This is a genomic window from Staphylococcus pseudoxylosus, from assembly GCF_003697915.1.
Lineage (GTDB): Bacteria > Bacillota > Bacilli > Staphylococcales > Staphylococcaceae > Staphylococcus > Staphylococcus pseudoxylosus.
Genome location: NZ_RCVN01000010.1, coordinates 104,152 through 118,701 on the forward strand (window position 1 = coordinate 104,152; position 14,550 = coordinate 118,701).

The 14,550-nt window shown below is 34.2% G+C and carries 14 protein-coding genes; 2 read left to right on the forward strand and 12 right to left on the reverse strand.

The window, feature by feature from the left end; translation table 11 throughout:
• Window positions 1–79: 79 nt before the first annotated feature.
• From fabG to fapR, 4 genes are read right to left on the reverse strand one after another with little or no spacing between them, the layout of a single operon-like run.
• Window positions 80–814 (reverse strand): 3-oxoacyl-[acyl-carrier-protein] reductase, encoded by a 735-nt coding sequence (gene fabG, locus D9V42_RS10275; protein ID WP_122064839.1) that lies wholly within the window; start codon window positions 812–814, stop codon window positions 80–82.
• The gene (fabD, locus tag D9V42_RS10280; protein WP_122064841.1) at window positions 807–1,733 is read right to left on the reverse strand and encodes an ACP S-malonyltransferase; all 927 of its coding nucleotides are present in this window, start codon (window positions 1,731–1,733) and stop codon (window positions 807–809) included. The genes fabG and fabD overlap by 8 nt, the downstream gene beginning before the upstream one ends.
• Window positions 1,726–2,712 carry a phosphate acyltransferase PlsX gene (gene plsX / locus D9V42_RS10285; RefSeq protein ID WP_122064843.1) on the reverse strand — a complete coding sequence of 329 codons (987 nt, stop codon included), beginning with the start codon at window positions 2,710–2,712 and terminating at the stop codon, window positions 1,726–1,728. The genes fabD and plsX overlap by 8 nt, the downstream gene beginning before the upstream one ends.
• A complete protein-coding gene (fapR, locus tag D9V42_RS10290; protein ID WP_107531374.1) occupies window positions 2,705–3,274 on the reverse strand; it encodes a transcription factor FapR in 570 nt (189 codons plus the stop codon). The genes plsX and fapR overlap by 8 nt, the downstream gene beginning before the upstream one ends.
• A 471-nt stretch (window positions 3,275–3,745) precedes the next feature.
• On the opposite strand from fapR, the gene D9V42_RS10295 reads away from it, so the two are divergent.
• The gene (locus D9V42_RS10295) at window positions 3,746–5,305 is read left to right on the forward strand and encodes a M4 family metallopeptidase (protein WP_122064845.1); all 1,560 of its coding nucleotides are present in this window, start codon (window positions 3,746–3,748) and stop codon (window positions 5,303–5,305) included.
• A gap of 181 nt (window positions 5,306–5,486) precedes the next feature.
• Here D9V42_RS10295 and recG read toward each other — a convergent pair whose 3' ends face one another.
• From recG to D9V42_RS10320, 5 genes are all read right to left on the reverse strand, one after another.
• Entirely contained in the window at window positions 5,487–7,532 is a 2,046-nt protein-coding gene (recG, locus tag D9V42_RS10300) for an ATP-dependent DNA helicase RecG (protein WP_122064848.1), read from the reverse strand.
• Between the two features lie 2 nt (window positions 7,533–7,534).
• Window positions 7,535–8,404: an L-serine ammonia-lyase, iron-sulfur-dependent, subunit alpha gene (gene sdaAA, locus D9V42_RS10305; RefSeq protein WP_029377504.1), complete on the reverse strand. Its 870-nt coding sequence runs from the start codon at window positions 8,402–8,404 to the stop codon at window positions 7,535–7,537.
• 12 nt (window positions 8,405–8,416) lie between these two features.
• Window positions 8,417–9,082, reverse strand: a complete 666-nt coding sequence (gene sdaAB / locus D9V42_RS10310) for an L-serine ammonia-lyase, iron-sulfur-dependent subunit beta (protein ID WP_107556245.1) — start codon at window positions 9,080–9,082, stop codon at window positions 8,417–8,419.
• Window positions 9,083–9,463: 381 nt separating this feature from the next.
• The gene (gene fakA, locus D9V42_RS10315) at window positions 9,464–11,122 is read right to left on the reverse strand and encodes a fatty acid kinase catalytic subunit FakA (RefSeq protein WP_107556246.1); all 1,659 of its coding nucleotides are present in this window, start codon (window positions 11,120–11,122) and stop codon (window positions 9,464–9,466) included.
• A gap of 14 nt (window positions 11,123–11,136) precedes the next feature.
• Window positions 11,137–11,508, reverse strand: a complete 372-nt coding sequence (locus D9V42_RS10320) for an Asp23/Gls24 family envelope stress response protein (RefSeq protein WP_017724257.1) — start codon at window positions 11,506–11,508, stop codon at window positions 11,137–11,139.
• Between the two features lie 248 nt (window positions 11,509–11,756).
• On the opposite strand from D9V42_RS10320, the gene rpmB reads away from it, so the two are divergent.
• Window positions 11,757–11,945 (forward strand): 50S ribosomal protein L28, encoded by a 189-nt coding sequence (gene rpmB, locus D9V42_RS10325; protein WP_002483503.1) that lies wholly within the window; start codon window positions 11,757–11,759, stop codon window positions 11,943–11,945.
• 83 nt (window positions 11,946–12,028) lie between these two features.
• Here rpmB and D9V42_RS10330 read toward each other — a convergent pair whose 3' ends face one another.
• Genes D9V42_RS10330 through rsgA form a run of 3 tightly spaced genes read right to left on the reverse strand, consistent with a single transcriptional unit; the run spans window position 12,029 to window position 14,190 of the window.
• On the reverse strand, window positions 12,029–12,664 hold the full coding sequence (locus D9V42_RS10330; protein WP_122064850.1) for a thiamine diphosphokinase: 636 nt from the start codon (window positions 12,662–12,664) through the stop codon (window positions 12,029–12,031).
• A gap of 5 nt (window positions 12,665–12,669) precedes the next feature.
• Window positions 12,670–13,314, reverse strand: coding sequence for a ribulose-phosphate 3-epimerase (rpe, locus tag D9V42_RS10335; protein WP_122064852.1), 645 nt, complete (start codon window positions 13,312–13,314; stop codon window positions 12,670–12,672).
• Window positions 13,315–14,190, reverse strand: a complete 876-nt coding sequence (gene rsgA / locus D9V42_RS10340) for a ribosome small subunit-dependent GTPase A (protein ID WP_122064854.1) — start codon at window positions 14,188–14,190, stop codon at window positions 13,315–13,317.
• Window positions 14,191–14,550 lie beyond the last annotated feature (360 nt).

Below are 14,550 nucleotides of genomic sequence, written 5' to 3' on the forward strand. Positions count from 1 at the left end.
AATTCATAGTATTACTCTAGAAATACTACTATCACGTTCAAATGAACAACGATTTGTGAACAATTGAATAGCTCATAGGTTACATATACATGCCACCATTGACATGGATTGTTTGACCAGTAATATATTTAGCTTTTTCAGAAGCTAAAAATGCTACAGTATGAGCAATATCGGAATCTTCACCAAATTCAGCTAATGGGATTTGTTCTAACATTTGTGCCTTAAGTTCGTCACTTAAAGCATCTGTCATATCTGAAACGATAAAACCTGGCGCAACAGCATTAACAGTAATGTGTCTAGATGCTAATTCTTTTGCAGCTGACTTAGTTAATCCGATAACACCTGCTTTTGTCGCAACATAGTTAGCTTGACCTGGATTACCAACTGCACCAACAACGCTTGATAAATTGATGATAGAGCCACCTTTTTGTCTTAACATTTGTGGTGTTACTTTTTGAATACAATTAAAGACACCTTTTAAGTTTGTATCAATTACATCATCCCACTCTTGCTCTTTCATTCTCATCAATAAATTATCGCGTGTAATACCGGCATTATTTACAAGTACATCTACTGAGCCAAACTGACTAACTACTTCTTTGATCATCGCTTTGACTTCATCGCCATTTGCTACATTTGCTTGAACAGCAAAACTTTCAACGCCTTTAGCTTTGATTTCTTCTACGACAGCATCAGCTTTTTCTTTATTACCGGCATAATTTACTGCGACATTATAGCCTTCTTCTGCTAATTGGATTGCAATACTGCGTCCAATACCTCTTGATGCTCCTGTTACTAACGCACTTTTAGTCATTTTCATTCCAACCTTTCACATCTTCTAGTGTTTGAATTGAAGTTACTTTTACATCTCTGTTAATTTTCTTAATTAAACCTGATAGTACTTTGCCAGGGCCAATTTCAATAAAGTGATCCACACCTTGCTCAATTAACCACTGCGTTGAATCTATGAATTGAACAGGTGAATATAATTGTTCTATCATATTTGCTTTAATGACATTTGCATCCGTTTCACCTTTGGCATGTACATTTTGTACCACAGGATATTGAGCATCTTGCCATTCGAACTGATCAATAAATGATGCAAAATCATCTTTGATTACTTGCATCATAGATGAGTGGAACGGACCTGATACTGCTAATGGTAGTACACGTTTAGCGCCTAATGATTTACCCTCAGCTACTAACTGATCAACTAACGTTTTATGGCCTGAAACAACGATTTGTCCAGGAGAATTGATATTGGCTGGTTCAATAATTTCCTCTTCAGTTGATAATTGTTTACATATTGCATCAACTTCTTCGTAATCTAAGCCTAATACAGCCGCCATGCTCCCCACACCATTTGGGAAAGCTTCAGCCATAAGTTGACCACGCTTTCTTACAATCTTTACTGCGTCTTCAAATTTCAACACATTACTAGCGACTAAACTTGCATACTCGCCTAAACTATGCCCCATTGTGTAATCTGCATTCAAATCATTTAACGCATTAAATAATGCTATGCTATGGGTTAATAAAGCGGGTTGTGTATTTTCAGTTTGGCCAAGTTTTTCTTCGCTATCTGTAAACATTGTTTCTAAGATATCGAAATCTAAAGCTTGTTGTGCTTGGTTTAGAATTGATGTTGCTACTTCGTCATGTTCATATAAATCGTTTGCCATACCAACTTTTTGTGAGCCTTGGCCTGGAAATATTATCGCTGTTTTACTCATCTTTTTTTCCCACCGTTTCTTTCATAGTTTCAACAATTTTTTGTTCACCCGCAATTTTCGCCTGACGAATCGCTGAATAAAATGCTTTAGCACTAGAACTACCGTGCGCTTTTACCACTGTGCCGTTCAGTCCTAATAATACAGATCCACCATACTCAGCATAATCCATTTTCGACATTAATCCTTTTAGGTCTTTTTTCAAAATTAGTGCTGCCACTTTATTTTTCAAGCTGCTTAAAAGTGTAGACTTAAACATTTTGCCCATTGCTTTAGCTACACCTTCTAAATTTTTCAAAATCATATTACCAGTATAACCATCAGTAACAACAACATCGGCGGCGTCATTCATCAACCCTTTAGCTTCTACGTTACCTGTGAAGTGAAAGTCATTTTGCGTTTCCATCAATTGATAAGCCTTCTTAGTCAATGAATTACCTTTGGCAGCTTCAGTTCCAATATTCAATAAACTTACTGAAGGTTGCGAAATACCTCTAATCTTTTGTGCATAAATATTACCAAGTTGAGCATATTGTAATAAATGTTCTGCCTTCGCTTCCGCATTTGCACCAACATCCATAAATACAAAGCCTTTACCCGAAACTGTTGGCAACGTTACAACTAACGCCGGACGTTCTACGCCTTTGATACGGCCGACTATAAATAACCCAGCTGACATTAGCGCACCTGTATTTCCTGCTGAAACACATCCATCTGCTTCTCCAGATTTTACTGCTTCTGCCATACGAACCATTGAGCTATCTTTTTTACGCTTAATTGCTCGAACAGGTTCGTCATGCATAGTTATAGACTCTGTACAGTGACGTACTTCTACACGGTCATGTTTTAGTGTACATTTTGACTCATCACCAAATAAAATGATTTCTAAGTCTTCAAATTTGTTAACCGCCATTTCAACAGCTTCCAAAACGATTTCAGGTGCGTCATCTCCACCCATCATATCAATCGCTAATTTAACCATTTTGTTCATCCTCACTTGTATAATACATTTTAAATGTCCCTTTAAAAACAACCGTATCTTTAACATACGATTCAACTTTTATAATATAAAATTTATTTGTAATTTCAATGGTTTGCGCATTTGCACGTACCGTTTCGTTCAATTTCACTGGTTTTGTAAATGCAACATTACTTTCACTTGTCAATACGACTGGTTTATGTATAAGTGCTACACATAAAGAGTTTGCTTGAGCAAATAGAACGTGCCCTCTTGCAATCTTATTTTTTGTAAAAACAGAATCTTCATCAATATTAATAATTGAAGTAGCATATTGATCAGGTTCTACATTGATCACGTCCCCTATGATTTCATTACCTTCAATAGAACGAATGCTTTCATAATTTTTCCTAGCTACAGACTTAATTCGTGTTCTTAACTCAGGAATATTTAAGTGTGTACGATCCAACCTAATTGTTTGGATGCTTACTGAAAACAAAGTACTTAAATCTAAATCTGTAATAAACGGATTTTTAGCTATTTCATTTTTTATTGCATCGCGCCGTTCTTGTTTTTTTAATTTCATCGCATTCAAACTCCCATGTTTTTAGTACCAAGTCTTAAACACTCCTAACATATCATAACACTTTCCTTTTCAATTGCTCAACAAAAAACATACGTAAGTTTGAATTTAGTAACTTTTAAGTAAATATATTTTACTATACCGAGGTTAGAGTACTTTTTCAGCTAGTAAACAATGAAAGTTCATCTTTCATTAATTTCTCTGAACTTATTTTAAAACTAAGCTTAGGGTAACCACTTTGAATTGTACAACGACAAAATACTTAATATCATTATTTAAATTTTTATATATAATAAATTTTAGCATTAGTTATACATAATTTGTATTTATCCATTTTAAATATAAAATTATTTTCGCTATTTCCTATTGAATTAATTATAAACTATACGTATAATCTTAAATAATTTGAAATTTCAAATATATTTAAAATAATCAGAAATTTATTTTTATACCATTCATTTCTAGGAGGATATTATGAGGAAAATTTTTTCTACCACGTTACTAGCTAGTTCAATATTAGCTATTACATCTGGTAACGTTCACGCCGAGGAAAGTAACAGTGTACAACCTGAGAGTTTTAAAAAAGCTGATAATTCAACTATTCAAAATGAGACGGATGTAAAACAATATTTAAATCAACATGCACAAGATTTGGTTAAGGATACAAGTAAAACTAAAAATGAAGCATTTAATAAAAATGCCTTTAAACAATATGAAGTAGCAAATAAAAACACAGATAAAACTGGTGTGACACACTACACACTGAAAGCTAAAATTAATGACGTTACTTCTAGTGATAGTACACTTAAGGTACATGTAAACAAAAACGGTGACGTAAAATTGATAAATGGTAGTATCGACAAACCATACATAAATGTAAAAAATTCAAACGAGATAACTTCTGCTCAAGCTGAAAAAAATGCATTTAAAGCCATTGGTAAATCAAAGGCAGAAGTTGAAAATATCAAAGGCTATGACATCGTCAGTAAAAACAATTTGGATATAAATAGTAATAAACAAAAACTCGTTTATAATATTGAATTGAATTATGTGTCTCCTAAGGTAGCACGTTGGAAGATTCAAGTTGATGCTACAACAGGTAAAATTATAAAAAAACAAAATACACTTCAAAAAGCAACAACTGAAGGAAAAGGTACCGGTGTTAATGGAGATGTAAAATCACCACTTAACATAACTCAATCACAAAATCAATATACGCTACATGATACGTCTCAAAATGCAACAATTGACACCCAAACCGCCAATAACACGACAGACACGATAGCCCCTATTACCAATGATAATACGAATTTCAATAAAAAATCTCAACGAGCTGGTGTTGATGCACATTACTATGCTAAAGAAGTTTATGATTATTATTTAGATACATTTGACAGAGACAGCTATAACGATAAAGGGGGCCCTATTAATTCTATTGTAAATTACGATAAGAATTTCAATAATGCTGCCTGGACTGGACAATATATGATATACGGTGATGGTGACGGCCAAACCTTTAAAGAACTATCGGGCGCTAAAGATGTTGTCGCTCATGAACTAACACATGCAGTAACTGAGCGTACTGCCGGCTTAGAATATAGCTATCAATCAGGAGCATTAAATGAATCATTCTCTGACGTATTTGGTTATTTTGTCGATCCAGATAATTGGTTAATGGGTGAAGATGTGTATACACCTGACCAAGATGGCGATGCTTTAAGAAGCTTAAAAAACCCTGAAGATTATAATCAACCAGCACACATGGATCAATACCAAAAAGGCAGCGAAGATAACGGCGGAGTCCATGCCAATAGTGGTATACCAAATAAGGCTGCTTATCTAACAATTACAGATATCGGTAAAGACAAAGCAGAACAAATTTATTATCTTGCCCTCACAGAATACTTAACACCAAATGCTCAATTTACAGATGCTAAAACAGCACTTACTATTGCTGCAGATAAATTATATGGCGATAATAGCGAAGAAGGTAAAGCGATTGAGAAAGCATGGGACGATGTTGGTGTGAAATAGCTAAAAAGCGGTTAACACTAGTAACATCAGAAAACACATGATTATGCGGACGATTTAAATTCAAATTCAAAACCAACATATAAATATCACATTAAGTTGGTATAAAAAACAAGGCACTTACCTGTAAAACAATGACAAAGTCATATGATTTTACAGGTAAGTGCCTTAATTTTACTCATTATTAATCGAAACTCATATACAGTAAATTCTTCTCTATAAATGATCTTAAAGTTTGATATTGTGGCTCAAAAAATATTCCTGTTTGAATCAATTCTGCCGCTTCATCTCTAGCAACTTCTAACATTTTATAGTCTTCGACGACGTTTGCAACTAAGAAATCTGGCAAACCACTTTGTTTTACGCCGAAGAAATCTCCGGGACCTCTCATTTCAAGATCTCGTTCACTGAGTTCAAAACCATCTGTTGTTTGTGTCATAATATTCATGCGTTCAATACCCGTTTCGGTTTTTGGCGAAGCAATAAGTACGCAATAACTTTGATGCTCACTTCTACCCACACGACCCCTTAACTGGTGTAATGTAGATAATCCAAAACGATCGGCATCATATATCATCATAAATGTAGCGTTTGGTACATTAACCCCTACCTCAACTACGGTTGTTGAAACTAAAATATCTATTTCATGATTACTGAATTTTTGCATGACCTCATCTTTTTCATCAGAATGCATTTTACCATGTAATAATCCCACTTTGTCAGTACCATAATAAGCTTGTAATGATTCATATAATTCAACCACATTTTGAACATCTTCTAAATGCTCAGAGCTTTCAATCAACGGACATATAACATAAGCCTGACGGCCTTTCTTTAATTCATTAGTCATTTGATTCAAAACGCTCTCATACGCTTCATGTTTTGACCATGAAGTAATAATTGGTTTTCTACCTTTTGGTAACTGTTTAATTGATGAAACATCCATTTCACCAAATACAGAAATAGCTAACGTTCTAGGAATTGGCGTTGCTGTCATAAATAGTACATTTGTCATTGCGCCTTTTTCTCTAAGTAGTTGTCGCTGATTCACACCAAATCGATGTTGTTCATCAGTAATAACAAGTCCAACATTATTAAATTTCACATCATCTTGAATCAATGCATGTGTTCCAATCAAACAATCAATTTCATTATTATTTAATTGATCTAATAATAGTTGCCGTTTTTCACCTTTTACTGATCCTGTTAATAACGCGACATTCATCCTGTCACCAAATATATCCACTAAACTTTCAGCATGCTGTTCTGCTAAAATTTCAGTCGGCACCATTAATGCCGATTGAAAACCAGCAGTTTTAAGTGCGTACATGCAAATAGCTGCAACAACAGTTTTCCCAGAGCCCACATCTCCTTGGAGTAAACGATGCATACGTATCGGAGCCTTCAAATCACGAAAGATTTCATTAACGCTATGTTTCTGAGCATCAGTCAGTTCAAAAGGTAAACTATCAATAAAATGCTTAACTAAATTGATATCATAATCAACTTCAATAGCTTCATCCGAAGTTTTTTCAAGCCTATTCAACCATTGCATTCTTAGTTCAAACATAAACAACTCTGTAAATGCATACGTTCTTCGCGCTTTTAATAATGAAGCTTTATCAGTTGCAAAATGAAGTGCTTTAATTGTATTTTCTAATGATTCTAGTTTATATTTTTCCCTTAAATCTGCTGATAGCCATTCATGTATCGTTACTTGATCTAATACTTGACGTATCATATCTCTTAATGGTTTTTGCTTAATACCCTCTTTAATTCGATACACAGGTTCAAATTGGGCAGACTCAGTAACCTGTTGATTGAAAAACATTCTATTTCCATTAATTTCTTGCTTTCTTCTGTCCCATTTACCTTTGACCGTAACCATTCCATGTAGTTCAATTTTCTTTTTCAAATAAGGCTGATTGAAAAAAGTACACTTTACTGCAATGTTATTGACCATGATATGTACTGTTAACTTAGATTTATTACGACCAAAAAAAGCGACAGTCGGTGTAGAATATACTTCACCTATCACTGTCACTGTCGCTTGGTCTTCTGCTTCATTTAAGTCAATTACAGTATTATCCTCGTAACGTGTCGGTAAATATAAGATTAAATCTTCAACGGTATAAATATTTAATTCATTTAATACCGCTAAACGTTTAGGTCCTAGACCTTTAATTTGAGATAACGGAAATGGGCTTTCTATTAAATTGACTTTTGACATTATTAATCACCAAATATTTCTTGTTTTAGACGCTGACCTGTAGGCGTACCAGCTAAACCTCCACGACCAGTTTCACGCAAAGCAGATGGCATTGTTTGGCCAATCTTATACATTGCTTCAATCACTTCATCTGTCGGTATTCTAGATGTCACACCTGCCAACGCCATGTCCGCAGATACGATTGCATTAGAAGCGCCTGCAGCATTTCTTTTTACACAAGGAACTTCTACTAAACCAGCAACTGGATCACATACTAAACCTAGCATATTTTTCAAACAAATTGCAAAGGCTTCAGCTGATTGTTGTGGCGTACCTCCAGCAAGTTCAACTGTTGCACCTGCAGCCATAGCCGCTGCCGAGCCTACCTCAGCTTGACAACCACCAGCTGCACCTGAAATGGACGCATTGTTAGCTACAACGAAACCAAATGCACCTGAAGTTAATAAAAAGTTAAGCATATCTTTACGTGTCGGTTCAAGTCTAGGTTTCAAGCCAAACAATACACCTGGCACTACGCCAGCTGATCCTGCAGTCGGTGTCGCACAAATTTTTCCCATTGCCGCGTTGACTTCATTTGTTGCAACTGCTTTACTAACTGCATCTAATAATGTTGCACCTGATAATGATTTCCCTGTTTTTAAATATTCTTTAATTAGTACAGCATCTCCACCAGTTAGTCCTGTCGTTGATGTTACTCCCGCTAGTCCTTCATCCAATGCATTTTCCATTGTTTGTAAATTTTTATCCATATGTGCATACACATCAGCTTCAGATAACCCTGTCACTTCCATCTCTTGTTCTAACATGATTTCATGAATTTTCTTATCTTGTGCTTCACACATCTCTATTAATTCTTTCACGCTTTTAAACATGCAATACCTCCGTTAGGCGTCTCCCATGAGTGAAACCGTCACTACACCATCGACGTTTTTAATTTTCTCTATAATATCTTTGTTTACAGCATCGTCTAACTCACAAGTCATTAACGCTTGATCGCCTTTTTCTTTTCTCGATACTTGCATACTTCCCACATTAATACTTGAATCTCCTAAAATATTAGCTACTTTACCAATCGTACCAAATGTATCCTTGTGAAATACAAGTAATGCCGGGTAATTTCCACTGATTGCAATATTAAAGCCATTAATTGCAACAACTTCAATTTTACCGCCACCAATAGATACACCTTCCACTGAAATCTCCTTTTCAGCGTTACGCATATTTATAATAGCTGTATTGGGATGCGATCTCTCTTCAGCCATTTCTATAAAATTAACTTTCATTCCTGCATTTTCTGCTGCTTCCAAACTCGTTTGAATTCTATCGTCGTCAGTATCATAACCTAACAAACCACCTACAAGTGCAACATCTGTGCCATGACCTTTATATGTTTCCATAAAAGAGCCATACAAATAGATGTCAACTTGACTTGGTAATTGGTTAAATAAATCTCTTGCTACCAATCCAATTCTTACTGCCCCTGCTGTGTGTGACGATGAAGGGCCTACCATTGTTGGACCAATTATATCGAAAACTGTTTTATATTTCATAATCATACCCCACTCTTGTTTTTAATGTTTCTAAAGTGTTGCGCTTACATTCTCAAACATCTAGTTCATTATAACAAGTTCATAAGACATTATAAACCAAAACTGGTTGCATTGTTCTTTTTAAGTTTAAAATATAATTGACTACAATTCGTATAAATTTGAGAATCACCTGAATTATTACATAAAAACGAGAGCGAGATAGAAATCAAAACTAATTTTGATTTCGTACTCTCGCTCTCACAATATCAGATTGTTTCATAAACATTCTATAGTAAAACTTGTATTCAAACCATTGTTCGACAACATAACCTATTTAAAATGACGTTTAAATTTCAAGCACATGTAAATGTCAATGTGTTGAAATCAATGACTATTCGGCAATTATTCTACTGAAAATAAATATTGATATACAGGTTGCTGACCATCATGTTGATCTAACTCAACATCCGGATAAGTTTCTTCTACCCATGCTTCTATTTCGGCAGTAACAGCCTCATTTGCATCTTCCCCAACAATCATAGTTATGATTTCACTATCTTCTTCAATCATTTGAGAAAGCAAGCCCTTAACTGTATCAAACTCATTATCTTCGCTAGTAACAATTTTATCTTCTACTAAGCCCATAAATGCGCCTTTTTTAATTTCAACACCATCTATTTTAGTATCTCTAACAGCATAAGTAACTGAACCAGAATTAACCGCTTCTAATGATTCAATCATACGAGATTTATTATCATCAAGTGAATCAGACGCATCATAATTAAATAATGCAGCAATCCCTTGAGGAATAGATTTTGTTGGAATAACAATAGCTTCTGCTTCAACAATATCAGCTGCTTGTTCACTAGCCATAAGGATATTTTTATTGTTTGGTAAAATGATTGCACGTTTACATTGTGATTGTTCAATCATTTTCACTATATCTTCCGTCGATGGGTTCATAGTTTGGCCACCACTAATCATATGTGTTGCGCCCATTGATTTAAATAACTCAGAAACACCATTACCCATTGATATAGCAATTACAGCAGTTTCAACAGTTTCATTTTCATCACTTTGAGATACAGGTTGATTATTTTGCTCTTTTTTCACAACTTCTCTGTGTTGTTCACGCATATTTTCTACTTTTAATTTAATTAATTCACCATATTGTTGGCCAAAATTAAATACATCACCTGGTTTTTCAGTATGTACGTGTACTTTAACTATTTCTTCATCATTAATCACTAATAAAGAATCACCAAATGCACTCATATCTTCTCTAAATTCTTGTTCATCGAAAGTTTTTTTATTTTTACCAAAACGAACCATCATTTCGGTACAATAACCGTATTCAATGTCTTCAGTATTAATCACACCATGAAAATCATGTGCTTCACTTACCAATGAATCTTTGTCTAATTTTGGTGATTGCGCGGATACTTTTTCTCCTTTTAACGCTTTTAGGAAGCCTTCGTAAACCACTACTAATCCTTTACCACCACTATCAACAACTCCTACTTCTTTTAAAACTGGTAATAAGTTCGGTGTGTTTTCAAGTGAAATTTCTGCTTGTTCTAAAATATAAGTCATCAACTCAATACAATCTTCAGTTTCTTCAGCTTTACGCATTGCAGCATCTCCTGCATCTCTAGCTACTGTTAAGATTGTACCTTCTACTGGTTTCATAATTGCTTTATATGCTGTATCTACACCAGCTTTAAAGCTTTCAGCAAATTGTTGTGCATTGATTTCGTCATAGTCTTCTAAATTTTTACTAAAACCTCTAAATAGTTGCGATAGTATTACACCAGAGTTACCTCTCGCACCCATCAATAAACCTTTAGAATATGTTTTACCTAGCTCACCTATATGTTGTGATAAATTCTCTTCTACTGCTTCTCTACCAGATGTCATAGTCAAGTTCATATTAGTTCCTGTGTCTCCATCAGGTACCGGGTATACATTTAATGAATCAACTAAATCTGCATGATTTGATAAATTTTGTGCCCCTTGTATAATCATTTCGGCAAATAATTTACCATTTATTTTGCTAACCATTGCGTAATGTCCTCCTAGTTCTTCGTGCCATTATTGACGCGCACACCTTGTACAAATATATTAATTGAGTTTACTTTTACTTTTAATGTTTGTTCTAATGTATATTTCACAGTTGATTGCACATTACTTGCAACTTCTGATATTTTTGTCCCGAAGCTAACAATTGTGTACATATCAACATCAATCACTCCATTGTCTTCTCTTACAACAATGCCTTTAGAATAATTTTCATGCCCTAATATTTCGGCAATACCGTCTCTTACTTGTTGTCTAGAAGCCATGCCTACAATTCCATAACATTCTACTGCTTTACTGCCCACCACTGATGCTATTACTTCGTTTGAAATATCTATGCTACCATAATCATTTGTGATTTCTAACGTCATAAAATTGCCTCCTAAAGTTTATGGTTCTGAAACTAACTGTAAATAAACAATTATTTAAGATGAGTTTAATAATAAAATACTATATTTATCCACAGTTTACAATTATACCATAATTTAGTTTGAACAAAAGTAGAAGTCATGTAAATCAGAAAAATTTCTCATTATATTGCTATATTTTTCTATTTATGGTACATTATTCAAGTATGTAGTAGATACGTGTATTTATATTTATTAAAGGAGGTACTTTCATGGGCAAACAATGTTTCGTAACAGGTCGTAAAGCTTCAACTGGAAACAATCGTTCACACGCTTTAAATTCTTCTAAAAGAAGATGGAATGCTAACCTTCAAAAAGTTAGAATTCTTGTAGACGGAAAACCTAAAAAAGTTTGGGTTTCTGCACGTGCTTTAAAATCTGGTAAAGTAACTAGAGTTTAATAAATATAATGCACGAAAAAACCAATCCTTATGTGGAGGATTGGTTTTTTTTGAACAATTTTATCAACTTATGATGACTGACATTAATCCCTACTCCGTATCATTAATACATTCCCTTTAATCAACTCAACTTCTCCATGCGAGGAATTAATCTCATTAGAAATAGTTAACGTTGACCCTTGTTTAAGCGTCTCTTTAGAAAGGTTATATTTAAAATACTTTAATGTGATGACTGTCGGATACGAAACGGGAATAAATGAAATATATGGGTACAAGTCATTCACTTCAATATGATATAATCCTTGTTTTAAAAATTGAACCTCATTTGATTGATCAATTAATTTTATAACTATGCCATTTTCTACATATTCGGGCTTCTCCAAGATTTGTAAAGCGCCCAAAAAATGATCTAATCTACCACCGGTAGCACCAAATACATGTATTTCTTTATATCCACTCTGTACCGCTTGATCTATCCCTAACGCTAAATCTGTATCATCTTTTTCTGAATTATAGGGATTTATTTCAATTTGTTGTTCTATAAATGATTTTTCCTCTTGTGTAATTGAATCAAAATCACCAACTGCAAATTGCGGTGTGATACCGGCTTCTAACAAAATTAACGTACCTCTATCTATGCCAATCCAATCGGCATCCGCACTATCAACCATTATACCTTTAGGTAAATTTCGATTACCACATAATAAATTGGCTTTCATTAACGTCAACCTTTCAGTGTTTTAGTAACTGACTTATAATTGTTTTGTTTGAAGAAGTATGACCCAGCAACTAACATATTTGCCCCATGCTCAATTACGGTTTGGACTGTTTTATCATTAATACCACCATCAACTTCAATATCAAAATCTAAATTCAATCTTTGTTTAACTTCAGCTAGTTGATCTAGTTTATGAACTGTATCAACAATAAATGATTGTCCTCCAAAGCCAGGATTCACGGTCATTACTAATACATAATCTACCATTTTTATAATAGGTAGAATTGCATCTACTGGTGTTCCTGGGTTGATCACCACACCAGCCTTTACATTTGCGTTCTTAATTTGTTCTATCACGCGATGAATATGTGGTGTAGCCTCTACATGAACTGAAATCATGTCTGCACCATGTGCTGCAAATAGTTCTACATACTTTTCTGGTTCCTCAATCATTAAGTGTACATCAATAGGTAAATCTGTTCCCGTTCTAACTGCATCTAAAATTGGAATACCAATTGAAATATTGGGTACAAATTGACCATCCATAACATCAAAATGTACACCATCTACGCCAGCTTCCTCTAAAGCCTTTAATTCCTGTTGTAAATTTAAAAAATCTGCTGATAATAAAGATGGATAAAGTTTTGCCAATTAATATCTTTCCTTTCTATTTGCAATCTCATTAAATAGTTGAACATAATGATCATATCTAAATTGAGTAATATCGCCCTGTTCTACTTTAATTTTGACATTACACTTAGGTTCATTAATATGATTACAATCTCTGAATTTACATGATTCCCCATACTCATGAATTTCCATAAAATAATTTTTCAGTTCGTCTTTTTGAATATGGTCAAAATCTAATGCGCTAAACCCTGGCGTATCCGCAATATATCCATGTGTTCTTTCAAAAAGCTCTACATGTCTCGTAGTATGACGACCGCGATTAAGCGCTTTTGAAATATGTTGTGTTTCAATATCTAAATCAGGAAAATATTTATTCAACAACGTAGATTTTCCAACACCAGACTGACCGCTTAATACGGCTAATCCATCACCCCATTGCGCAAAAACATTTTCGATATCATCGTTGATACTGATGAATTGAGTCTTATAACCCATCTCTTCATATACGTTTAATGACTGTGTCACCTTTTGTTGTATTTCAATTGATGTTAAATCTTTTTTGGTTATAAGTATGCGTGGACGCATGTGATATGAGTGTGCGATAACTAAAAAACGATCTAGCAATTGTGTAGAAAAATCTGGTTCTACTGCACTCATTACTAAAATAAGATGATCAACATTACTTACAGGCGGTCTTTTGATCTCATTTTTTCTTTCATGGACATGTTGAATATAACCCTCTGTTACATTTTCAACTTCAAAATCCACTACATCACCGACGATAGGAGAGAATTTATTTTTTCTAAATAGTCCACGCGGTTTAGTGTCATACATTTCGCCTTCTACATCTACACGATATACGCCACTGATTGATTTTATGATGCGTCCTGTTTTCACTTAGGCACCTCTCTTATAATTACTTTTACTCTTTACATTATAGCAAAGCCTTTTTAAATTAAATATGATTTGAGTTTATTTTGAATAAAAAATTAGTGATTAGTATAAAAATTTACATCACATACGTATTTCATCTTGATAAGTCACTTTAATTGATATACAAAACACCAATGTAATCAAATCAATGATTACATTGGTGTTAAATTTGTTATCGACACTAAACTCGTTTACTCGTTATACTTGGTTCGCAAGATCTTTGCTCTTGCTTAAGCGACACTAAACTCGTTTACTCGTTATACTTGGTTCGCAAGATCTTTGCTCTTGCTTAAGCGACACTAAACTCGTTTACTCGTTATACTT